Raw genomic sequence first — 22,126 nt, 5'->3', positions numbered from 1 at the left:
TCTCCTCTGCCGGCTCAGGCCTTCGCCGTCGTCGGCCGCCATCCGAGCGCCGGCGCCACGTGCGTCGCGAACGCCTCGATGATGTGCAGGTTGAAGGCGACGCCCAACTGGCTGGGGATCGTCAGCATGAGGGTGTCGGCCGCCTGGACCGCGGCATCCTGCCTCAACTGCTCGACGAGCTCGTCGGGCTCGGCCGCGTACGTCTTGCCGAAGGTGGAACGCAGGCCGTCGATGTAGCCGACGCCCTCGCCTTCGCGACTGTGCCCGAAGTACATGTGGTCCTGCGCCGTGATCAGCGGGAAGATCGAGCGGCTCACCGACGTGCGCGGCTCGCCGGGGTGGCCGGCTTCGCGCCAGGCGGTGCGGAACGCGTCGAGCTGCTCGGCCTGCAGCAGGTCGAACGGGATGCCGCGATCCTCGGTGAGCAGGGTCGACGACATCAGGTTCACCCCGATGCGGCCGGCCCATTCGGCGCTGTCGCGGTTGCCCGCGCCCCACCAGATGCGCGAGCGCAGTCCCTCGGAGTGCGGTTCGACGCGCTGCAGGCCGGTGCCGCCGCCGAACGGCGAGCTCGGGTCGCGTTCGGCCAGGCCCTCGCCCTCGATCGCGCGCAGGAACGTCGCGAAGTGCTCGCGGGCGATGTCGGCGCCGCGCGGGTCCTCCGACCCCGTGTAGCCGAACGTCTCGTAGCCGCGCACGACGGACTCGGGTGAGCCGCGGCTCACGCCCAGGGCGAGTCGGCCATCGCTGATCAGGTCGAGCGCGGCGGCCTCCTCGGCCAGGTACAGCGGGTTCTCGTAGCGCATGTCGATGACGCCGGTGCCGACCTCGATGCGCTCGGTCTTCGCGGCGATCGCGGCCAGCAGCGGGATGGGGGAGGACTGCTGGCGGGCGAAATGGTGGACGCGGAAGTACGTGCCGTCCACCCCCAGCTCGTCCATCCCCTGGGCGAGGTCGATGGCCTGGTGCATCGAGTCGCGGGCGGTGAGCTCGCGCCCGCCGCCGAGGGGTCCGTAGTGGCCGAACGAGAGAGTCCCGAAGCGCTGCATGGTGTCTGCAACCGTACTCGCGCCGGGCCTATTCCGGTGAATGGACTAGCGCGGCAATCGGCGGCGTCGCCGCACCAGGCGCGCGATCAGGCGCCAGCCGACGAGAGTGATCAGCAGAAAGACCGCGGCGACGATGATGAACGGCACGGCGGTGCCCTGGCCGCTCACGACGCGCAGCAGCATGCCGGCCACGAGAGTGACGATCCACACCGGCACGCCGGTGCGCACCGGCCGCAGCGGTGCCCGCCAGGCACGCGAGACGATCCAGCCGATCGCCAGACCCGCCAGGAACGGCCACACCGTCGTCGCGATCCCGGCCGGGGAGAGGGCCTCGTGATGGCTGGCACGGCCGACGACGGCGAACACGATGACGACCACGACATCGAGCACGATCGACCAGGTGACACGGCGTGTGGACGACACGGGGCTCCTTTCGACCGTTCCATCCTGGCAGGCATACAGAAAGCGGTATTCAAGGCCCGTTAGAATCGCAGGTGATCCCTCACTTTCGGTGCGCCTCGGCGCGCCTTCCCCGTCATCCGCAGGTCTCGAGCCCGTACGCGAAGGAGCGCTGTGAACAGTCCGGTCGACAACGAACGCCGTGCATGGATAGCCCGTGAGGAGCAGGCAGAGCGCCTGATTCCGCTGGTGGGCGGTCTGTACCGCAACCGCGGGGTGGTGACCTCCATCCACGGTCGCCGGCTCATCGGCCTCAGCTCGATCGACCTGATCAAGGCGCACAAGTTCGCGCGTCAGGCGGGGGCGGACGAGATGAGCCTGGATGCCTCGACCGCCGTGCTCGACGCCCTCACGGTGCTGCGACCCGGCCCCGCGTCGCTCGACATCGCGCGCCTGTCGGACGCGTATATGCAGCGCGGCGACGGACTGAGCCTGGTGGAGTTCCTGCGCGGCGAGCTGGCCGACATCCTCACGTCCGACGACTCGGCCGAGCCCACGCCGAAGGACGTCGTGCTGTACGGCTTCGGACGCATCGGGCGCCTGCTCGCCCGCCTGCTCATCTCGCACGCCGGCAGCGAGTCCGGCCTGCGCCTGCGCGCGATCGTCGTGCGCCAGGGCAGCGAGGACGACCTCGAGAAGCGCGCGAGCCTGCTGCGACGCGACTCCGTGCACGGCCCCTTCGCCGGCACGCTCACGGTCGACACCGACAACAACACGATCCTCGCCAACGGCACACTCATCCAGGTCATCTACTCGAACGACCCGGCCACGGTCGACTACGAGGCCTATGGCATCCACGACGCGATCGTCGTCGACAACACCGGGCGCTGGCGCGACCGCGAGGGGCTCGAGCAGCACCTGAAGGCGAAGGGCGTGTCGCGCGTGCTGCTGACCGCCCCGGGCAAGGGGGACGTCAAGAACATCGTGCACGGCATCAACCACGGCGACATCGAGCCGTCCGATCGCGTGCTGTCCGCGGCATCCTGCACCACCAACGCGATCACCCCGGTGCTCGCCGCCCTCGACGAGGCGTACGGGATCGTCCGCGGCCACGTCGAGACCGTGCACTCGTACACGAACGACCAGAACCTGATCGACAACTTCCACAAGGGCAGCCGCCGCGGCCGTTCGGCGGCGCTGAACATGGTGATCACCGAGACCGGGGCCGCCAAGGCCGTCGCGAAGGCCCTGCCGGAGCTGGCGGGCAAGCTCACCGGCAGTGCGATCCGCGTGCCCACCCCCGACGTGTCGCTGGCGATCCTGAACCTCACGTTCGAGCGCCCGGCCGCGCGCGACGAGCTCAACGGCTACCTGCGTGCGGTCTCGCTGCACTCGAAGCTGCGCCAGCAGATCGACTACATCGAGTCGCCCGAGGTCGTCTCGACCGACTTCGTCGGCTCGCACCGTGCCGGCATCGTGGACGGCCTGGCGACGATCGCCGACGGTGAGAACGCCGTCGTCTATGTCTGGTACGACAACGAGTTCGGCTACAGCTGCCAGGTGGTGCGCGTCATCGAGCAGATGGCGGGCACGCACCCGACCGTGCTTCCCCAGCGCCTGGACGTGACGCTCGAGACCGTCCGCGGGGGTGTGACGCTCGAACCCGTCCAGGCCTGACGGGCCCGGTGGTCGGGACGCGGGGGAGAATGGGACGTGACGTCACCAGACCGAGGAGCATCATGACCGACGACGGCAGCATCACCCGCACCCCCGGCACCGAGACCGCGGTCCTGGCCGGCGGCTGCTTCTGGGGGATGGAAGACCTCATCCGCCGCCAGCCCGGCGTGCTCGACACGCGCGTCGGCTACACCGGGGGCACGAACGACCACGCCACCTACCGCAACCACCCCGGCCACGCCGAGGCGGTGGAGATCGTGTTCGACCCGGCGCAGACGACGTACCGCGACATCCTGGCCTTCTTCTTCCAGATCCACGACCCGTCCACGCTGAACCGTCAGGGCAACGACATCGGCACGAGCTACCGGTCGGCGATCTTCCCGCTCACCTCCGAGCAGGAAGAGGTCGCCCGCGACACCATCGCCGACGTCGACGCGTCGGGCCTGTGGCCGGGCAAGGCCGTCACGACGATCGAACCGGCAGGGCCGTTCTGGGAGGCCGAGCCCGAGCACCAGGACTACCTCGTGCGCTACCCCGACGGCTACACCTGCCACTTCCCCCGCGCCGGCTGGGTGCTGCCCAAGCGCGCGGCCACCGCGTGAGCACGATCCCCGCTCAGCAGTCCGTGCGGGTCCTCGCCGACGGGGCGATCCTGCGCCCGGCCCGCGCCGGCGACGAGCCCGGCATCCTCGCGTGCATCCAGGCGCTCGCCGTGTACGAGCGCGAGCCGGACGCCGTGGCGAACACCCCCGAGATGCTCGCCGAGACGCTGTTCGGCGACGACCCGCACGCGTTCGCGCACATCGTCGAGCGCGACGGGCGCATCGTCGGGATCGCGCTGTGGTTCCTGACCTATTCGACGTGGACCGGTCGGCACGGCATCTGGCTCGAGGACCTCTTCGTCTATGAGTCCGAGCGCGGCGGCGGGTACGGCACGGCGCTCATCGCGCAGCTCGCCGCCCTGTGCGTCGACCGCGGCTACACGCGGCTGGAATGGACGGTGCTGGACTGGAACGCGCCGTCGATCGGGTTCTATCGCTCGATCGGAGCTGCGCCCATGGACGAGTGGACGACGCAGCGCCTGGTCGGCGCGCAGCTGGATGCCATGGCCGCTCGCCTTCAGTAGGTCCGCGGCATCCTCTTCCCGCCGTCGTCTTCCGGATGTCGGACCCTGCCGCTACCGTCGTGCAGGTGGTGCATGAACTGAGCCGCGACCAGGCCTGTCGCATCGTCGTGCGCGCTCAGCTGCTCGACGCCGATCGTCCCGGAGACGTCGTCGAGGTGGCCGAGCAGCTCGGCACGATCAAGATCGACCCCACCGCGGTGATCGCCCCGTGCGAGCACACGACGCTGTGGTCGCGCATCGGCTGGTCATACGAGACCGGCCAGCTGCGCAAAGCGGTCGAGGACGACCGGCTGCTGTTCGAATTCGACGGCACGTACCGGCCGATGAGCCTCCTGCCGCTGCTGCGCCCGGCGATGCGACGGTACCCGCAGTACGACAAGCAGCGGCAGTGGCTCGAGGCGAACGACGCGTTCCGCAAGGACGTGATCGCACGGCTGCGCGCCGAAGGACCGATGCTCGCCGACCAGATCCCCGACACGGCGACGGCAGTGCGCGACTCGTCCGACGGCTGGTACGGGCCGAACCAGGTGCCGCGCATGCTCGAGGCGCTCTCGCGTCAGGGCGTCGTGGCGGTCTCGGGACGACAGGGACGGCGCCGGGTGTGGGATGTCGCGGAGCGCGTGTTCCCGCAGGACCTGCCCGAATACCCCGACGACGAGGCGGAGCGGTTGCTTGCGGAGCGGCGCCTGCAGGCAGCCGGCATCACCAAGCAGAACTCGCCGTGGTCGCGCGTCGGCGACGCCGGCGAACCGGCGCGCGTCGAGGGCTCGAAGTGGAAGTGGCGTGTCGATCCCGAGGCGCTGGCCCGGGCGGACGACGAGATCGACGGCCGGGTCGCGATCCTCAATCCGTACGATGCCATGCTCTTCGATCGACCGCGGCTGCGGGAGCTCTTCGAATTCGACTACGTGCTCGAGCAGTTCAAGCCAAAGGCCGAGCGTGTGCACGGCTACTTCGCCCACCCGATCCTGATGGGCGACCGGTTCATGGGGCAGCTCGACGCCGAGTTCGACAAGAAGGAGGGCGTGCTGCGGGTCAACGCCGTGCACGAGCAGCTGCCGTTCGAGCTCGAGGAGTACGACATGCTGCGCGCCGAGCTCGACGAGCTGGGGGAGTGGCTCGGGGCGCCCGTGGTCGGGCTGCGCTGACCGGCCTAGACTCCGAAGGGCCGGCGATCGCGGGCGGGGAGGAACGGATATGCAACTGGGAATGATCGGCCTCGGCCGGATGGGCGCGAACATCGTGCGGCGGTTGCAGCGCGACGGCCATGAGTGCGTCGTGTTCGACACGAACACCGACGCCGTCGCCGCCCTCGTCGCGGAAGGCGCGACGGGTGCCGAGAGTCTCGAGGATCTCGCGGCCAAGCTCCAGGCGCCGCGTGCCGCGTGGGTCATGGTCCCGGCATCCATCACCGGAAAGGTGGTCGATCAGCTGGCCGACGTCTTCGAGACGGGCGATGCGATCATCGACGGCGGCAACTCGAACTACCGCGACGACGTTCGCCGGGCCGCCGCCCTCGCCGATCACGGCATCGACTACATCGACGCCGGCACCAGCGGTGGTGTGTTCGGTCTCGAGCGCGGCTACTGCCTGATGGTCGGGGGACCGGATGCCGCGGTGCAGCGCCTGGAGCCCATCTTCCGCACGATCGCGCCCGGCGCGGGCGAGATCGAGCGCACGCCCGGCCGCACCGGCGACTACGCGCCCGAAGAGCTCGGGTATCTGCACTGCGGACCAAGCGGCGCCGGTCACTTCGTGAAGATGGTGCACAACGGCATCGAGTACGGCATCATGGCGGCGCTGGCCGAAGGGCTCAACATCCTGCACAACGCGGATGCCGGTGCCCGCGAGGCCGAGCACTCCGCCGAGATCGCCCCTCTGGAAGAGCCCGAGTACTACAAGTTCACGATCGACACGCCCAAGGTCGCCGAGCTGTGGCGCCGCGGATCGGTCATCTCGTCGTGGCTGCTGGATCTGACCGCGGCCGCGCTGGAGGACAACCACGACCTGGAGGGCCTGGCTGGCCGGGTCTCGGACTCGGGCGAGGGTCGCTGGACGGTCAAGGCCGCCGTCGACGTGGGCGTTCCCGCGCCGGTGCTGGCCTCGGCCCTGTTCGAGCGCTTTGCCTCGCGCGACGAAGATCACTATGCGAACCAGCTGCTGTCGGCGATGCGCCTGCAGTTCGGTGGACACAAGGAACTGCCCGCCGGCGACGTGCTCGAAGCCGGCGGACGCAAGGCCGACGCCCGGGAGTAGGGCGGCGGCTAGACCTTCGCCTTGCGGTAATGCGCTGCCACGGCGGCGGCCTCGGTACGGAAGCATTCCTCGGGCTGCGTCCTGGTGTAGTAGCGCTGGCCTGGCATGTGGTAGATCATCGAGCTCGCGTTGCCCTTGATCGGCGCCCACGAGGGGCAGTTCCACAGTGAGACGGGTGCGGTGCGGCTCGGATACGGCACAGCCGCCGTGGCGGGCGACGTGCGCGCCACCGTCGGGTACCCGGCCTTCTTGCCGGTGACCTTGACGGTGAGCTTCTTGGCAACGAGGCCGGTGGGCACCCGGTACGACGACTTCGTGGCTCCGCTCAATGCCTTGCCATTGGCGTACCACTGGTAGGTGAAGACCGTGCTGGTGCTCCAGATTCCTCGGCGGACGCCAAGCGTACTGCCGACCCGGATCGTTCCCGAGACCGAAGGGCGCGGCGCCACGGCGACCTTGAGGGTCGCGCGCGACAGGGCGGACTTCGTCGTGTAGCCCGCCTTCGTGCCGGTCACCCGCAGCGTGATCCGCTTGTCGCGCTGTGCGGTCGTGAGCGTGATCGTCGCACGTGTGGCCCCCTTGATGGCGGCGCCGTTCGCATACCACTGGTAGCGGAATGTCGTCCCCGTCGTCCAGCGGCCGGGCTTCGCGGTGAGGACTCCTCCGGCGACCGGCGCGCCCGAGATCCACGGAGCGCCCACAGTGGGGGTCCGGGCCGCGATGACCACCGTGGTGGCAGGAGCCGCGCGGGCGGCGGTGGGCAGGGCGGATCCGATCGCGAAGGCGGGCGCCGCTGCGAGCGCGCCGCCGGCGAGCACGGCCGCCAATGCGATGCCGGCGCCAGCGAGGAGGCGTGATCTGGCCATGTCGATGTGTTCCCCGATTCTCGTCGTCCGACGCTGTGCTGCGCCGTGGCGTGCGCGAGTGTGCTGCATTCGCTGAAGAGCCGGATGCAGCGGCGCCGACTGCGGCCCAGCCCGCTGTCGGCACGCGTACCCCCGTGCGCGCGTTGGCCAAAGCTAGCACGGATGCCGCTGTGCGAGGCGCCCGCGCTTCAGTACCCGGTGGCCTGGTGGCCTGCACGCGCGAGATCGCTGAACGTGTTCGTGCCCTCGTCCAGGAACGCGCGCGCCGCCGCGGCGGCCGCGCCGTAGGCGGCGAACGCGAACGCGCCCCCGATCGAGATGCGGGCGACGCCGAGGTCGGCGAGCTCGGCCACGGTGAGCCCGCTGGGGCCGAACAGCACGTTGACGGGGCGGTCGACGCTGGTGACGACCGACAGGATCTCGGCGGCGTCGCTCAGCCCGGGTGCGTACAGCACGTCGGCGCCCGCCTCTTGATACGCCTGCAGCCGCGCGATGACGTCGGCGAGGTCCCGCCGGCCGTGCAGGTAGTTCTCGGCGCGGCCGGTGAGCACGAACGCCGCATCCCGACCGTGCGCGGCTTCGGCCGCCACTCGCACCCGGTCGGCCGCCTCGGCGATCTCGAACAGCGGAGAGTCCGGCATGCCGGTGGAGTCCTCGATGGATGCCCCGGCGAGGCCCGACGAGACCGCCGCACGGTACGCATCCGCGAGGGCCGCGGCATCCTGCCCGAATCCGTTCTCGAGATCGGCGCTCACCGGCAGCGTCGTGGCCTGCACGATCGATTCGACGCCGTGGAACACCGCTTCGCGCGCCACGCCTCCGTCGGCCAGCCCGAGCGACAGGGCGTATCCGCTGCTGGTCGTGGCCAGCGCCCGGAATCCGAGCCGCTCGAACATGCGGGCCGAGCCCGCATCCCACGGATTGGGCAGCAGCAGGGGGCCCGGCCCGTCGTGCAGGGCACGGAATCGTTCGGCGCGCTCGTGGGTCATCTCGGTGCTCCCATCGTGGAGGTGTGGGCGTTCTCACGCTAGTCGGGTGTCGAGTGCGTAGGCTCGGGATCAGCGCCGGAAGGAGAATCCCATGGCTCGCATCCTCATCATCGGCGGTCACGGCAAGGTGGCTCTGCGCCTGGCGCCGCTGCTGATCGCCTCCGGCGACACCGTCACTGCCGTGATCCGCAACCCCGAACACGAGACCGACGTGGTCGCCACCGGCGCCCAGGCACTGGTCGCCGATGTCGAGCTGCTCGACGTCGACCAGCTCACGAACATCATCGCCGGCAACGACGCGGTGGTCTGGTCGGCCGGCGCGGGCGGCGGCGACCCGGCCCGCACGCGCGCGGTCGATCAGGACGCGGCGATCCGGTCGATGGATGCCGCGGCCGCCGCCGACGTGAAGCGCTATGTGATGGTCTCGTACTTCGGCGCTCGCCGCGATCACGGCGTCAGCCCCGGCAACTCGTTCTTCGCCTACGCCGAGGCGAAGGCCGCGGCCGATGAGCACCTTCGGCACAGCGGCCTGGACTACACGATCGTCGCGCCCGGCAGCCTGACCCTGGACGAGCCGACCGGACGCATCGACGCCCGGGCCGAGGCATCCGGATCCGTGCCGCGGGGGGACGTCGCCGCAGTGGTGGCCGCCGTCCTCGCCGACGATTCGACGATCGGGCAGACCATCCGGTTCAACGGCGGCGACGTGCCCATCGCCGAGGCCGTCCGCGGCTGATCGGTCACTCTCGGCCGCTGGTGCGCTCCACCTCTCTGCGACGTCAGAAGGGTGGGAAGCGGGTGTGTCCGAGGCATGCGAGAAGTTCACGATCGGGTGGTTCTCGGGTGGTGCGGTGCCCGGTGGGGTATTCGCGTTGCACCGTGCCGTCGCGGCGGCGACGGTGTCTGACCTTGGTGCGGTCTTTGATGATGTGGTCGGGGGTGCAGAACGGGCCGAGGTTGCGGATGTCGGTGGGTCCGCGTTCGGGGCCGTGGTATTGGCACCAGTGGTCGGTGTCGGTGTCGATCGCGAGGCGCTGACAGCCGTCTTGCCGGCAGGTGCCGTGGACGAGGGCGAGCCAGGTCTTCTGCGCCTCGGTGGCGTGCCGGGACCGGCGGTCCATGTCGAGGATGACGCCAGTGAGGGGGTCGGTGATCACCCGGGTGAACGAGGACGCGGTCCGGAAGATCTCCCGGGCGGTGGCGTCGTCGACCGGGCCCTGCCCGGGGATCAGCGCCTGCTCGTTGAGGTCGAGGCCGGGCAGGCCCGCTCGGTCGGTGCGGACGGTGGACTGGGCGGCGGGAGTGAGCCGGTTCAGGGGGATCGTGACGAACACCTTCGTGACGATCGCGGGTGTGGTCTTGCGGCCGGGGTCGATGACCACGGCGCCGGGCCCGGTGCCGGGCGAGGTGGTGCGGGGGTTGCGACCCAGGAGCAGGTCGCGGGCCAGGTCCGCGCGCAGCTGGTGCCGGGTGCGGCCCTCCCGCCGGTCTTTGCTCATGTGTCTGGCCTGAGAGGTCAGAGACCGGAAGACTGCGTGCACGTCTTCGGTCGCGGCGTGCAGGATCAGGTCGCTGACCCCGTCGGGCAGGTCCTGGTACGTCACGGCCCGGTTCTTCAACGCCTGCGCGTGCGTTCTGCTCTCGTTCTGCGGGGTGAGCCGGCGGGCCAGGTCCCGGGCGCGGCGGCGGAAGACCCCGAGGCTGGTGTGCGGGGCGAGTTCGGCCAGGGCCCGGTCGAACGTGTCCCGGGTGGGTGCGTCGGCGGTGGCGCGCAGGTGCACGGACTCGTTCAGTGCGGCCAGGGCGTATGCGACCGGGGCGAAGCCCTCCCGGACCCGGTGCCACAGGTGGGGGAGGTCGGCCCGGCCCGCGTCGGCCGCGTACGCGTGTTCCCGGACCTGGTTCTGGGTCAGCTGCAGCCGGGACGCGGCCTCGGCGACCGCGCAGCGCTCGGCCATGCCCGCCGGGTCCAGGTCGGCGGGGATCACGTAGATCTCCGGGTTCGCGCGGGCGAACCCGATCGCGTCGGCGAGGGCCTCGGCCCGGGCGGCCCCGCGCCGGTTCTGCTCGTACTGCTGGGCCTCGACGTGTTCGAACAGGTCGCGCAGCACCACCGCCCCGGCCTGTTCGGGCGTGGGCTCGAACGCGTGCTCGATCTCGAAGATCGCCGCCTCCCACTCCGGGCTGCCCGGCACGACCGGGACGCGATCCCGGGGCACCGGTGTTCCCGACAGCGACGCCGCGACCGTCGCTGCGACGACCCCGGCCCTATCGGGACCCCGGTCGAGGGTGCCTGCAGTGTCGTCTGCCATACCCGAACCATAGAACACACCTCCGACACTCGATTTCGACCGGGCATGTCCTTCGGTGACCCGCGCGCGTGTGAATCTGCTCATGATCAGCCTCCTGGGCGCGGCACCGCCGCATGATGATCCAATGAGCGATGCATCCCATCGTCCTGCGGTCCAGCGCAGATTCGCGCCGGTCGCGCAGAGTCTCGCAGGCAAGCGATGGTTTCCGCTGTGGGCGCTCGTGCATCATCGCGGGCGACGCAGCGGCACCGAGTACGCCACCCCGATCGCGGTCGTGCCCACGCGCGACAAGGGCATCGTGCTGATCGGTCTGCCCTGGGGCAAGGGGACGAACTGGGCGCGCAACGTCCTCGCGGCAGGCGGGGCCGACCTGATCTGGAAGGGCGGGATCGTGCACACGACCGCACCGCGCATCGTCGAGGCCGACGAGGCGGCGGCGCTCACGCGCAGCTGGCTGCGCCCGATCGTGCGGCGGATGCCCGCGGCGATCGTGCTCACCCGTCGATAGCGCTCGGATTCGGTGGGGGAGGTGACGGCTATCGTCGGGACATGACCAGATACGCCGTCGATGCCGACGTCGCGCTGACGCTGGCGTTCGACGAGAGGTCGATCGATCCCGCTCACACGCTGGTGGCCGCCGCAAGCGTCAGATCGCTCATGATGACGCAGCTGTATCGCAGGATGCGCAGCGGTGGGCTCGAGCCCAGGAACGCACGCGCGCTGCTCGAGCGCGTGGCCGAACTGAAGATGCGCGTGCTCGGCGACCGCGGCTCGCGCGCGATGGCATGGCGGCTCGCGATCGATCTCGATCGCGACGACATCGGCCCGCTCGAGACGCTCGCCGTTGCGGTTCTGCAGGCCGACGCGCTGGTCACCGTCGATCCCGTGCTCGTGGCCGCCGCCGACGGGCGCGTGCCGGTCGCTGCATACGAGGATCTGTTCCTCGCTCATCGACGAGCCGAGGGCGGGGGCGACACACTGGACTCATGACCGATCCCGCGCGCTCGTGGGTGCTGCACGTCGACCTCGACCAGTTCATCGCGGCCGTCGAAGTGCTGCGCAGACCCGAACTCGCCGGCAAGCAGGTGATCGTCGGCGGCAGGGGCGACCCGACTGAGAGAGCCGTCGTCTCGACCGCGTCATACGAGGCGCGCGCGCTCGGGGTGGGGTCGGGGATGCCGCTGCGCATCGCTGCGCGCAAGGCGCCGGATGCCGTCATCCTGCCCGTCGACGCGCCCGCGTACACGGCCGCTTCGGAGGAGGTCATGTCCACGCTCCGTGCGCAGCCCGGCGCCATCGTGCAGGTTCTCGGATGGGACGAGGCCTTTCTCGGCGTGACGACCGACGATCCCGAGGGCTACGCGCGGCAGGTGCAGCAGGCGGTGCTCGAGCGGACGCGGCTGCACTGCAGCGTCGGCATCGGCGACACGCTCGTCCGCGCCAAGAACGCGACGGACTTCGGCAAACCGCGCGGGACCTTTCGCCTCACCGCGCAGAACTGGCGCGAGGTCATGGGCGACCGGCCGACCATCGCCCTGTGGGGAGTGGGCGCGAAGATCTCCAGGCGACTCGCGGCACACGGCATCCAGTCCGTCGCGCAGCTCGCGGATGCCGACGAAGCCGTCTTGGTCGCTGAGTTCGGACCGAAGATGGGCCTGTGGTTCCGCCAGCTCGGCCGCGGAGACGGCTCGTCGGTCGTCGACGACACACCGTGGGTGGCGCGTGGCCACGGGCGCGAGACGACGTTCCAGCAGGACATCGTCGATCGTGCCGACGTCGAACGCGCCGCGCGCGATCTCGTCGCGCAGGTGCTGGCGGATGTTGTCGCCGAAGGCCGGCCGGTCATCGGCGTCGGCCTCAAGGTGCGCTACGCGCCGTTCCTCACCAAGACCCTGGTGCACAAGATCGCGGCGACCTTCGACCGGGACGTCGTCCTGGCCGAGACGCTGAAGCTCGTGGACAGGATCGAGCCCGGCCGTCCGCTGCGCCTTCTCGGCGTGCGTGCGGAGTTGGCGATGCCGGGCGACGCCCGTGAGGGCCACACGCCGACTCGCAGCGGATGGTGACCGGGAGGAATGAAATCCCTGGTCAGTGTGAAGAAAATGTGGCGGAGGATGGGGGATTCGAACTCTCGTTGGACTAATTCCGTTTGGCCCGTTTTGCCGCGTAATTCCGCGGTTTTCGGGTGCCGAGTTGGTGGCATACCTGCGTCAAAATACGTCGATCTGCACGGCGTGTCGCGCTTAACTGTGCCAGTAGATGTGCCACGCGCAGCAGGGCGAACGACCCCGCGAGGATCGCGGCGTCTTCCGGTTTTCCCGTAATTGTGGTTACATGTATTCCTGTAATCAAGATTCCAGGAAAACCTGATCGGGGATGTGCGGATGAAGGGCAACGAACTGGTTTGGCGCGCTCTCGCCGATCGCGCGCTCGAGGGTCGGCGCACGTGGAGCAGTGTCGCCGACCTTGCGTATGAAGCCGGCGTACCCGGCACGACGGCGTATCTCGCACTCGAGCGACTCGAGAGCAACGGCACGATCGACCGGTACCGTCGTGGCGGACTTGCCGTGGTGAGCATCGACAAACTGTTGACGATGCTCTGCGCATGGCGGAACCTCGGCAACGACACACTCGCATGGACGACGCGAGATGCGATCAACCATCTTCTCGACTCCGCGGAAGATCCCTATGCCCTTGGCGGTCCGGATGCCGCGACGGCTCATCTGCAGGGTCGCACAGTCGCAGACTTCCACCAGCATCTTGTTTACCTGCCTGTGACTGTCGACCTCGCAGGGCTGCCAGCTGGTGACGAGGTTCGGGTGCTGTCGATGGACAAACGCGCCATGAAGATCTGGGACGGCTACTCAAGCCTTGCGCAGACCTACGCCGACCTCTTCGCCACGCCGGGGTGGCAGGCATCCGAGTTCCGGAACGCTCTTCGCGCGAGCTTCGTTCCGGAGCGTGAGTGGGATCAGGAAGGTGATCGGTGATGACAGTCCTCGGTGCTGACGACGAAGGCAGGCTCCGTGCATTGCTCGACTCGCTCGGCTACGATCTCGAGCCTTCGATTCTCATCGGCGGCTGGGCGACCAACGCGCGCGTCGGTGGTGAGATCAGCCACGACATCGACCTCATCATCACTGATCAGACTCTCCGGCAGAAGCTTCCACAGAGGCTGAACGAGTACAGCGAAAACACTCTGCACAGCGGTGGACGCAAGGCGCGAGGCGAGGCCGACGGCGTCCACATCGATGCCTACTTTCCGTATGAGTCCAAGCTTGGTTCGAAGCTCCTGCTGGATGTCGCCGTGCTCACGCGATATGTAGATCCTGACTTCAAGGTCGAGGGGTGGCTCATGCTGACACTCGACGCGCACATCGCCACCAAGATTGCGGCGCTGATCGATCGACATGCGACGGAGAAGGGCAGGAAGGATGCGCGGGAGTTGGTCGCCCTGATCGACAAGGGCGGTGAGGCCTCCAAGACGATCGAGGTCCTCATGGCTGCGACCGGTGGTCCGGGGGAGGACATCCCGGGTTACGTCGCGACCACCTTCGAACTGCTCCCGAAACTCGCGGGCCTGAATCAGAAGGATCGCCGCCGATACGCCACGCTCGCCCGCGAGTGGAACGAAGAAGCTCAGAGGCAGAGCCGTGGATCCGGGGTGAGGCGGGCGCCCTGACTGTGAGGCGCCGGCTCGCCCATCGTCCGGAGCGTGCGTCGCTCTCACGGGGTGTCTTGGGGCGACGACCGCTGTCTCTTGCTGAGCGCTTGTCGGCTCAGGCCTGACCACATCGACAGTGTGTTCCACGATACTTCGCTTGTCCGAAGCGCTGTGATCAGGTGATCGCGGTCGCGGCCGCTTCTATCGCCGCGCGCTGGCGGCGATACGCGTCGTCGCGACGGGCCTTTGCCTTCGAATACCTGCCTCGAGCCATGCAACCCGATCTACACGGGATCCTTGAGATTGCAAGGGGCCGCGGCAGTGTCACTTGAAAGTGCCTGCGTGCATTACTTCTCGGATATCCAACCTCCTCGTCTTTGACTGCGTGAGCCGTCCCGTCGTCGACACGTCCAACGTCACTCCGCTCTTTTTGGCCAGCGGGGCTCGGGAGGCCCTGATCGTGCCCTTGATCCTTCGGCGGAGTTCCTTCCCGCGCGCTCCACACCTTGGGCACCACCCCGACCGGGCGCGAAGAGCCCACGCCGCAGAATCCGCTTCACCGAGTGGGGCCAACTATGGAAGCTTTAGCTCATGCAGATTGGTTCCGACGATGGGCATGTGTGCCGTCCGGGGTGGTGCCGCGAGCTGACCGACGAGTTCGAGGAAGACCGCCTCAACGCCCGCGGTCTGGACTGGACATGAGCCGGCGACGAGGCCGTTCCGAGGCGAAGTCCCGGGCTTGGAGTACCTCATCGTGACCGAGGGGACCACCACGTCAGGCGATCGCCCCATGAGGCTGCGTTACAAGGGGCGGTGCCGTGTGTGCGGCGCGCCACTCAGCGCGGGGACCCAGGCGATCTACGAGTCGAACACTCGGACCGTGCGGTGCCTCGAGTGCTCGCCCGCGGTTGCAGTCCGGCCAAGCAGCGAGCCGGCTTCGATGTCAGCGTCGGCCGATTCGATAGGCGAAAGTCTGCGTATGCGCGCACCGGCATCCGCCGTGATCGCCGAGACCCTGCGCCTGCAGGCGGACGTGCCGCGCCGCTCTGCTGTTGCTCGATTCTTCGGTCGCAGTCCGCTCACCCCGGAGAGTTGGCCGTGGTACCGCGGGGCGCTCGGCGAGCTCGACGTAGCTCGCACTCTGGACGAGCTGGGACCGGAATGGCTGGTGCTCCATGCGATTCCCGTCGGGACAGCCGGAAGCGATATCGACCACGTCGTGATCGGGCCCGCGGGCGTCTTCATCATCAACACGAAGAACCACGCCGGTATGAAAGTGTGGGTCGGAAGCTGGCGTCTTCTCGTGAACGGTCGCCCGACCGATCATCTGCGCAATGCGGAGTATGAAGCGCGACGGGTCACTCGAATCCTCACGCGAGCGGCGAAGCGGACCGTGGATGCCACAGCGATCGTCGCGATCGTTGGCGCACGCAGCATCACGGTGAAGCAGCGGCCTGGCGCCGTTGAAGTGCTCACCTCGACGCGGCTGGTGCACTGGTTGCAGCATCGATCGGTGGTCTTGGCTGGCGATGATCTTGCTGATCTGCAGCGCACCGCTGGTGACTTGGCGACATGGGGCATGCCGCCGCTCCCCGAGCCCGACTTGGAGGGGTTCGCCGCACTGCGTCAGGTTGTCGAGCAAGCGAGACGGCGACGGATCGCTTGGAGCTTGCCGCTCCTTTTCAGCCCACTTGCCGTGGTCGTCGTGGGCTGGCTGGTCATCCTCCACTGACAGACCGTGAGCTGATGCCAGTGCCCTGCATCCTTCCGACAATCAGCCGTTCCAGCGATCGGGCGCGGCGTAGCGCCGCGTCGTGGAATAGCGCAGGCCCAGAGCTCCAGCGGAGGGGCGAGGATATGCCGCGAAAGCGCGGAACGGAGTCGTGTCCGATCGCTACACTCTCGGCCTCGGAGGGCGCAGGTCGCGGCGACTGGCCGACCGATCCGGTGATCGCTGGGTAACACAGGTTCCGCACGGCGTGCGGTGTCCGCATAGAGTGCTGACATGACGGACGAGTTTGAGTCGGAGACCCAATGGAGCACCGCGGCGCGCGAGGCCTACGCCGCGCGGGGCGAGGAGCTGATGGATGCGCTTCGGGACCACATTGCGGTCACCCTCGCTCGCGGTGGGCGTCAGGCCGAACACGCGGAGTACTTCCCGTCGGCCGAGCGGCTACACAAGGCCGCAGCGGCATTCGACGACGCGGAGTTCGATTGGTGTGGCTCGTTTCCCTTGGGGCTCGACTATGACGAAGAAGACGAGGATGACGAAGAAGACGACGACGAGGACTTTGATGAGGAGGGCGGCAGCACGCTTACCGTCGTCGGCCGGTGGGACTACATGGTCGTCGACGAAGAGGCCCTGATCCGAGCGGGACGAGCGGCATACGCGCGAGCGTGGGCGGACGACACCGACGAGGACGCGTCTATTGCTGTCGCTGACGCAGCAGGGGCGGCGCGGGAGATTGCGCACGTCGATGGATGGGGTGCGCTCGAGGACGCGGACGGTCTTGAGTCCCTCGCAAGCACGCAGACCGTCATCGTTCACGAGACAGACGGTGAATCGTGGTTCGAGAACGACGAGGACCCGTTCGCCATCGTGCGAGAAGATTGACGGCTTGTTCCGATAGCGGGAAGGGCGTTCGGATTCAGGACTCGACGCCGAAGGCGCGGAGGAGTCCGGCGCGGGGGATCATCCTGCGCGGTCCGAGCTGGATGCTCGGGATGGTGCAGCGTTCGACGCCGGCCTTGATGGTCCGGTACTCGATCCCGACCAGGTCTGCCGCGTCCTTGTATGTCAGGGCGAGTGAGGTCGTTACTCATAGTGGCGGACATCGCACCCGGGGCAGCGATGGCTGTATTCGAGCTGGCTTGATTCCTACTCAAATGTGCCAGTACGCGTGTCACGCGTTCTCGACAGGGGTCGCGATCCCAGTGTTCTCTAGGCAAAACGTGTGGCGGAGGATGGGGGATTCGAACCCCCGAGGGCTTGCACCCAACACGCTTTCCAAGCGTGCGCCATAGGCCACTAGGCGAATCCTCCGGGTGGCCCCGGAGGGCCGCAGACCATCCTACCGGGTCGTGGTGGATGCTCCAGCCCGCGCATAGACGCTCCCCGGGCGGACGATCAGCGAACGCGGGAACAGCAGTGCGCGGGTGCGCCGGCCGCCCGACACCGACAGATACAGTCCGTTGCGCACGGCAGATGCGGCGCGGCCCAGAGATCCATCGCCGGATGGAGCACCGTCCGAGGCATAGGCAGCCTCCTCGACCGCGTGCACGAGCGAGACGGTCTCGTCATGCGGTGCCCCGTTCTGGCGCACCAGACGTGCCGCGAAAGCTCGCGGCGACTCGGTCACCGGCACGGGGATGCCGAGATCGATCGCGGTATCGCGCACGCTCGCCCACGCCGCCAGCGCGTCGCCGTGCCGGGCCGCGGCATCCAGTCGGCGACGTCGCAGATCGCCCAGCAGCAGCGGCACCAGCAGCAGCACCACGACGACGCCGGTGCCCACCGCCCAGGGCAGCAGGTTCACACCTGCGTGGACGCCCGGCTGCCCGTTGTCGGCCTTCGTGGCGCCCGGGTCGCGTTGGTTCTCGGGGCGCTGCGTGGTCGACGGCGCCGTCGATGGTGCGGTGCTCGGGGTCACGTCGTGGCCGACACCGGTCGTCTCGGGCAGGTACGCGGTCGGATCGCCGAGGCTCTTGGTCGGCTCGAAGGGAACCCACCCGATGCCGGAGAAGTACACCTCGGGCCACGAGTGCAGCTGCGTGCTCGAGACCGTGTAGACCGGCGACGAGGCATCGGCCGCCGTCGAGGCGTCCGTCGTTCCGGGCAGATACCCGACGACGACGCGGGACGACATCCCGAGCACGCGCGCCATGATCGCGAACGCCGAGGCGAAGTGGATGCAGTAGCCCTTGCGCACGCGCAGGAACTCGGCGACGCTCGCCACGCCGGACGCATCGAAGCCCTGCTGGGCCGGCGCCTGCAGCGAGTACTCGAACGACGGCCCGCGGAACCACGACTGCAGCGCGGTGAGCGCGTCGTAGTCGTTCGTCGTGCCCGCGGTGACCTTGTGGGCGTCCTCGCTGATGATCGGCGGGATCTTCACCGGCAGCCCGATCGTGTCGGCGTCGCCGACGTGCGCGGTCGACGCGCGGATCTGCTCCAGCGTGGGCTCGGGCACCTCGCTGGTGACGGTGTACTCCTCGCCCGACGACGTCGACCGCGTGCCGTCGCTGACGACCGTGCGGTTGGCGCTCATCACCTCCCAGCCGTCGGGAGCGCCCGCCACCGACACGGCGGGGAACGGCACCGGCAGGTACCGGGCGTCGAGGTCGTCGATGCGGATGCGCGTGGTGACCTTCTTGACGTCCACGTCGGGTGCGGCGCTGAGGCGGCCGAATCCGGCGGGGTCCGAGACCGGCAGGCTCGGGCGCACGTCGGGCTGCCACACCGCGTCGTCGAACGACGAGAGGGTAGCCACCCGCAGATACGGCGCCGATGGCGCCGACGTGCGCAGCGTGAGCACGGTGACCGGATCGGGACGCCGCAGGTCCCTGCCGAGGTCCAGCGAGGCGTTGATCGTGCTGCCACCGGGACCGAACCCTGCCCGTGCGGCCGGTGCGGGCAGCAGCGGGGTCGCCGCCACCGCGACCAGCACGGCGACCAGGCCGATCGAGACCGCGATGGCCGATGTGCTGCTGGGGGCGACGGGGGCCGCATGCGGCGGTTGATAGCGCGTGCGCGTCTCCACGCGCAGCAGGAACAGGATCGCGACGGCGAGCACCACGAACGCGAGCACGTCGAACGGGGCGGGCACGGCCAACGACGGGATCAGCGACACCGCGACCAGCGCGATCGCGGCGGCCAGCGGCATCCGTGCGGTGATCGCGATGTGATCGACGACGATCGCCACGACCCCGGCAGCCGTGACGAGGCAGAACGCGAGTTCGGGGGTCGCCTGCAGCGGAGCGACGCCGGTGCGGATCTGCTGCATCGCGGTGGCGATCCTGTCGGGAACCGCAGTGAACGCGTGCAGGGTGGGCACCACGAACACGATCGCGAGGTCGCGAAGGAAGGTCGCCGTGATCATGGCGATCCACAGTGCGAGCTCGACCAGGGCGACGACGGCCGCCGGCAGCCGGTACCAGCGGGCGACGAAACCCGCAGCGAAGACGGCGCCGGTGACGAGCGTCACCCCCGCCATCCACCCGCCGGGGACGATGACGCCCACGAGCGGCACCATCGCCGCGAGGACGCCGATCCAGGCGGCCAGCGACAGCGAGAGCTGCGCTGTGCTGCCCCGCCGGGCTCCACGCTGAGAAGGCGTGCGCTCAGAAGGCGCCATGGTCGGCTCCCGTCATCAGGTCGGCGTGCGAGACGCGGGCCCACGCGTCGCGCAGGTCGGAGCCGGCGGGAATGGATGCCGCGTACCAGCCGGTCGCGGTCGCCCGCTCGATCGCGTCGTCGACCGGGTGCGTCGCCAGCAGCACCGGGTGCACGCTGTGGGCGGGAAGGGCCGCCATCGCGTCGACGTCGGCCGGTCCGACACCACCGGTGATGACCACGAGCGGGCCGGTCGTCGACCCCGCCCACAGACGGGCGAGCGTGCCGAGGTCGGCGCCGCCCTGCGCCGTGACGGTCGCGAATCGTGCGACCAGGGTCGTGACCGCGGCCTGTTCGCCGCCGGGCAGCACGTCGCTCAGCGGCGCACCGTCGGTGTCGACGACCTGCACCGCGTAGCCGTCGCGCACCAGCGTGTTCACCGCCGACACGCACGCGTCGACGGCCGCCTCGAACTGGGCGTCCGCACCCGGCGCGGTCGCGGCATCCTCACTCCAGCGCGCCTTCCCGCGGTCGAGCACCACCGTCGCCTCGGGCGTGGACTCCTGCTCCTCCTGGCGCACCATGAGCGTGTCGCGGTGCGCGGTGGCCCGCCAATGGATGCGACGCATCGAGTCGCCCGGTTCGTACGGGCGGGCGATGAGGTTGTCGGCGCCCTGGCCGAGCCGGGTGGTCGTGGCCTGCAGCATGCCGCCCGTCGCGCCGGCGAACGCGGTCAGCGGCGGCAGATCGGTGCATTCGGGGGTGACGATCACTCGCGTCGTGTCGCCGATCTCGGCCGGGCGGCGCGCGATGCCGAACGGGTCGCGGATGGTCAGCTCCAACGGACCGATCCAATGCACGCCGCGCCGCGTGGCCCGCAGGTCGTAGATCAGATCGACCGCGCGGTCGCCGCCGCGAAGGCCCGAGCCGACGGCCGGGAAACGCCCGTCCGAGCGCCCTTCCAGTCCGTCCGGCACGACGTCCTCCCACGTGCCGGGCGTGGTCGGCAGCGCGGTGCGCACGCTCACGTGGACCGTGACCCGCATGGTCGATCCGGTCGCGGCGACGCCCGGCGACGTGGCGCGGGTGACGGTGACGTCGCGCCGCGTGATGTGCAGCGCCATGAGGCTCACCGCAACGAGGGCCAGCAGGAACACGCCGAAGCCGAGCAGCTGCACGGATCCCAGCTGCGCGGACGCGACGAACGAGGCCAGGGCGAGGATCGTCGCGGCTGTCCCACGGACGGTGAGCGGCCAGGCGCGTCTCATGTCAGGTCCGGGGCAAGGGCACCGGGACGGTGCCGATCAGCCGTTCGAGGATCGCCGTCACGGTGTCGGCGCCGCTTCGCCCGCGCGCGTTGGTGACCCGCGTGGGGATGAGACGGTGGGCGAACACCGGCAGCAGCAATGCCGAGATGTCGTCGGGGATCACGAACGCGCGGCCGTCCAGGGCCGCCCACACCTTCGCCGCGCGCACGAGTTGCAGGGTGGCGCGGGGGCTGGCGCCCAGGCGCAGGTCCGGGTGGGCGCGCGTGGCCTGCGCGAGCGAGACCGCGTACTGCTCGATCGGCGGCGATACGTGCACGCGGCGCGACCAGGCGATGAGCTCGCGCACCTGCGTGGCGTCGACGACGGGGCTGATCGAGGTCAGCGGGTTGGCGACATCGCGCTCACGGAGCATCTGCGCCTCTGCTGCGGCATCCGGGTACCCCATCGAGATGCGCATCATGAACCGGTCCCGCTGCGCCTCGGGCAGCGCATAGGTGCCCTCCATCTCGAGCGGATTCTGCGTGGCGACCACCAGGAACGGGTCGGGCAGCACATGCGTCTGGCCGTCTGCGGTGACCTGGCCCTCTTCCATCGCCTCGAGCAGCGCCGACTGGGTCTTGGGGGAGGAGCGGTTGATCTCGTCGGCGATCACGATGTTCGCGAACACGGCGCCCGGCTTGAAGTCGAACTCGCGCTCGGCGGGGTTGAAGACGCTCACCCCGGTCACGTCTCCCGGCAGCAGGTCGGGCGTGAACTGGATGCGGTGCACCGTGGCATCCACCGTCGCCGCCAGCGCCCGGGCCAGCATCGTCTTGCCGACGCCGGGGACATCCTCGATCAGCAGATGCCCTTCGGCCAGCAGCACCACCAGCGCGCTGCGCACCGCCTCGGGCTTGCCGTCGATCACGCGCGACACCTCGGCGAGGATGGCAGCCGTCTTCTCGGCGAACCCGGAGGGGCTCATCGGTGCCGCTTCATCGCGAAGCGATGTGGATGTCGTTGTCTGCTCCATCGGCAGTCCTTCGGTAATCCGGGGTGGGCATCGTCGCCCCTGTCATCTGATCGTAACCCGGTCGGTTAGACTGGAGACAGCTCTCCGCGAGGCGGCATCCAGGCCAACTCCCCCAGGACGGAAACGTAGCAAGGGTAACCGGGCTCTGCCGGGTTCGCGGAGAGTCTTTACTTTCC

At 69.3% G+C, this 22,126-nt stretch carries 21 protein-coding genes, 1 tRNA gene and 1 other RNA gene; 14 read left to right on the top strand and 9 right to left on the bottom strand.

The genetic code is table 11. From position 1 onward, the window contains the following. Nucleotides 1-14: 14 nt before the first annotated feature. Both AC3RX0_RS13655 and AC3RX0_RS13650 read right to left on the bottom strand, forming a co-directional pair. Entirely contained in the window at nucleotides 15-1,049 is a 1,035-nt protein-coding gene (locus tag AC3RX0_RS13655) for an LLM class flavin-dependent oxidoreductase (RefSeq protein WP_491506540.1), read from the bottom strand. 45 nt (nucleotides 1,050-1,094) lie between these two features. Further along, complete coding sequence (locus tag AC3RX0_RS13650) at nucleotides 1,095-1,472, bottom strand: DUF3054 domain-containing protein (protein WP_491506539.1); 378 nt, start codon at nucleotides 1,470-1,472, stop codon at nucleotides 1,095-1,097. A gap of 150 nt (nucleotides 1,473-1,622) precedes the next feature. Between AC3RX0_RS13650 and AC3RX0_RS13645 the strand changes: the two genes are divergently transcribed. From AC3RX0_RS13645 to gnd, 5 genes are all read left to right on the top strand, one after another. Then, nucleotides 1,623-3,125, top strand: coding sequence for a glyceraldehyde-3-phosphate dehydrogenase (locus AC3RX0_RS13645; RefSeq protein WP_491506538.1), 1,503 nt, complete (start codon nucleotides 1,623-1,625; stop codon nucleotides 3,123-3,125). A 62-nt stretch (nucleotides 3,126-3,187) separates the two neighbouring features. Further along, the gene (gene msrA / locus AC3RX0_RS13640) at nucleotides 3,188-3,727 is read left to right on the top strand and encodes a peptide-methionine (S)-S-oxide reductase MsrA (RefSeq protein WP_491506537.1); all 540 of its coding nucleotides are present in this window, start codon (nucleotides 3,188-3,190) and stop codon (nucleotides 3,725-3,727) included. Further along, nucleotides 3,724-4,251, top strand: a complete 528-nt coding sequence (locus AC3RX0_RS13635; RefSeq protein ID WP_491506536.1) for a GNAT family N-acetyltransferase — start codon at nucleotides 3,724-3,726, stop codon at nucleotides 4,249-4,251. Before msrA ends, AC3RX0_RS13635 begins: the two co-directional genes overlap by 4 nt. Nucleotides 4,252-4,316: 65 nt before the next feature. Further along, the gene (locus tag AC3RX0_RS13630; protein WP_491506535.1) at nucleotides 4,317-5,399 is read left to right on the top strand and encodes a DNA glycosylase AlkZ-like family protein; all 1,083 of its coding nucleotides are present in this window, start codon (nucleotides 4,317-4,319) and stop codon (nucleotides 5,397-5,399) included. Between the two features lie 49 nt (nucleotides 5,400-5,448). After that, nucleotides 5,449-6,507: a phosphogluconate dehydrogenase (NAD(+)-dependent, decarboxylating) gene (gnd, locus tag AC3RX0_RS13625; RefSeq protein ID WP_491506534.1), complete on the top strand. Its 1,059-nt coding sequence runs from the start codon at nucleotides 5,449-5,451 to the stop codon at nucleotides 6,505-6,507. Between the two features lie 8 nt (nucleotides 6,508-6,515). On the opposite strand, the gene AC3RX0_RS13620 is transcribed toward gnd, so the two are convergent. Both AC3RX0_RS13620 and AC3RX0_RS13615 read right to left on the bottom strand, forming a co-directional pair. Beyond that, the gene (locus tag AC3RX0_RS13620; RefSeq protein ID WP_491506533.1) at nucleotides 6,516-7,373 is read right to left on the bottom strand and encodes a sunset domain-containing protein; all 858 of its coding nucleotides are present in this window, start codon (nucleotides 7,371-7,373) and stop codon (nucleotides 6,516-6,518) included. A 188-nt stretch (nucleotides 7,374-7,561) separates the two neighbouring features. Continuing rightward, nucleotides 7,562-8,362, bottom strand: coding sequence for an isocitrate lyase/PEP mutase family protein (locus AC3RX0_RS13615; RefSeq protein WP_491506532.1), 801 nt, complete (start codon nucleotides 8,360-8,362; stop codon nucleotides 7,562-7,564). 91 nt (nucleotides 8,363-8,453) lie between these two features. Between AC3RX0_RS13615 and AC3RX0_RS13610 the strand changes: the two genes are divergently transcribed. Then, nucleotides 8,454-9,098, top strand: a complete 645-nt coding sequence (locus AC3RX0_RS13610; RefSeq protein WP_491506531.1) for an NAD(P)H-binding protein — start codon at nucleotides 8,454-8,456, stop codon at nucleotides 9,096-9,098. Between the two features lie 43 nt (nucleotides 9,099-9,141). On the opposite strand, the gene AC3RX0_RS13605 is transcribed toward AC3RX0_RS13610, so the two are convergent. Then, nucleotides 9,142-10,674 (bottom strand): DUF222 domain-containing protein, encoded by a 1,533-nt coding sequence (locus AC3RX0_RS13605; RefSeq protein ID WP_491506530.1) that lies wholly within the window; start codon nucleotides 10,672-10,674, stop codon nucleotides 9,142-9,144. Nucleotides 10,675-10,798: 124 nt separating this feature from the next. Between AC3RX0_RS13605 and AC3RX0_RS13600 the strand changes: the two genes are divergently transcribed. The 7 genes from AC3RX0_RS13600 (at nucleotide 10,799) to AC3RX0_RS13570 (ending at nucleotide 16,952) form a co-directional block, all read left to right on the top strand. Further along, a complete protein-coding gene (locus AC3RX0_RS13600) occupies nucleotides 10,799-11,182 on the top strand; it encodes a nitroreductase family deazaflavin-dependent oxidoreductase (RefSeq protein WP_491506529.1) in 384 nt (127 codons plus the stop codon). Between the two features lie 41 nt (nucleotides 11,183-11,223). Next, on the top strand, nucleotides 11,224-11,664 hold the full coding sequence (locus tag AC3RX0_RS13595; protein ID WP_491506528.1) for a hypothetical protein: 441 nt from the start codon (nucleotides 11,224-11,226) through the stop codon (nucleotides 11,662-11,664). Beyond that, nucleotides 11,661-12,740: a DNA polymerase IV gene (locus AC3RX0_RS13590; RefSeq protein ID WP_491506527.1), complete on the top strand. Its 1,080-nt coding sequence runs from the start codon at nucleotides 11,661-11,663 to the stop codon at nucleotides 12,738-12,740. Before AC3RX0_RS13595 ends, AC3RX0_RS13590 begins: the two co-directional genes overlap by 4 nt. 318 nt (nucleotides 12,741-13,058) lie before the next feature. Further along, complete coding sequence (locus AC3RX0_RS13585) at nucleotides 13,059-13,664, top strand: hypothetical protein (RefSeq protein ID WP_491506526.1); 606 nt, start codon at nucleotides 13,059-13,061, stop codon at nucleotides 13,662-13,664. Beyond that, nucleotides 13,664-14,356, top strand: a complete 693-nt coding sequence (locus AC3RX0_RS13580; RefSeq protein WP_491506525.1) for a nucleotidyl transferase AbiEii/AbiGii toxin family protein — start codon at nucleotides 13,664-13,666, stop codon at nucleotides 14,354-14,356. The genes AC3RX0_RS13585 and AC3RX0_RS13580 overlap by 1 nt, the downstream gene beginning before the upstream one ends. Nucleotides 14,357-15,317: 961 nt before the next feature. Further along, nucleotides 15,318-16,070, top strand: a complete 753-nt coding sequence (locus tag AC3RX0_RS13575; RefSeq protein WP_491506524.1) for a nuclease-related domain-containing protein — start codon at nucleotides 15,318-15,320, stop codon at nucleotides 16,068-16,070. Nucleotides 16,071-16,343: 273 nt separating this feature from the next. Further along, nucleotides 16,344-16,952, top strand: coding sequence for a hypothetical protein (locus AC3RX0_RS13570; protein WP_491506523.1), 609 nt, complete (start codon nucleotides 16,344-16,346; stop codon nucleotides 16,950-16,952). A gap of 341 nt (nucleotides 16,953-17,293) precedes the next feature. On the opposite strand, the gene AC3RX0_RS13565 is transcribed toward AC3RX0_RS13570, so the two are convergent. The 4 genes from AC3RX0_RS13565 to AC3RX0_RS13550 all read right to left on the bottom strand — a co-directional run bounded on the left by AC3RX0_RS13565 (nucleotide 17,294) and on the right by AC3RX0_RS13550 (nucleotide 21,902). Beyond that, a tRNA-Ser gene (locus tag AC3RX0_RS13565) sits at nucleotides 17,294-17,381 on the bottom strand. A 28-nt stretch (nucleotides 17,382-17,409) separates the two neighbouring features. Continuing rightward, complete coding sequence (locus AC3RX0_RS13560; RefSeq protein ID WP_491506522.1) at nucleotides 17,410-19,692, bottom strand: transglutaminase TgpA family protein; 2,283 nt, start codon at nucleotides 19,690-19,692, stop codon at nucleotides 17,410-17,412. Further along, nucleotides 19,679-20,938, bottom strand: coding sequence for a DUF58 domain-containing protein (locus tag AC3RX0_RS13555; RefSeq protein WP_491506521.1), 1,260 nt, complete (start codon nucleotides 20,936-20,938; stop codon nucleotides 19,679-19,681). The genes AC3RX0_RS13560 and AC3RX0_RS13555 overlap by 14 nt, the downstream gene beginning before the upstream one ends. 1 nt (nucleotide 20,939) lies before the next feature. Continuing rightward, complete coding sequence (locus tag AC3RX0_RS13550; protein WP_491506520.1) at nucleotides 20,940-21,902, bottom strand: AAA family ATPase; 963 nt, start codon at nucleotides 21,900-21,902, stop codon at nucleotides 20,940-20,942. Nucleotides 21,903-22,025: 123 nt separating this feature from the next. Between AC3RX0_RS13550 and ffs the strand changes: the two genes are divergently transcribed. Then, an RNA gene (gene ffs / locus AC3RX0_RS13545) (signal recognition particle sRNA small type) lies at nucleotides 22,026-22,122 on the top strand. Nucleotides 22,123-22,126 lie beyond the last annotated feature (4 nt).

It is taken from the genome of Microbacterium sp. W1-4-2 (assembly GCF_058349885.2).
Note: the sequence above shows the minus strand (reverse complement) of the source record. Positions and strands in the feature narration are given on the sequence as shown.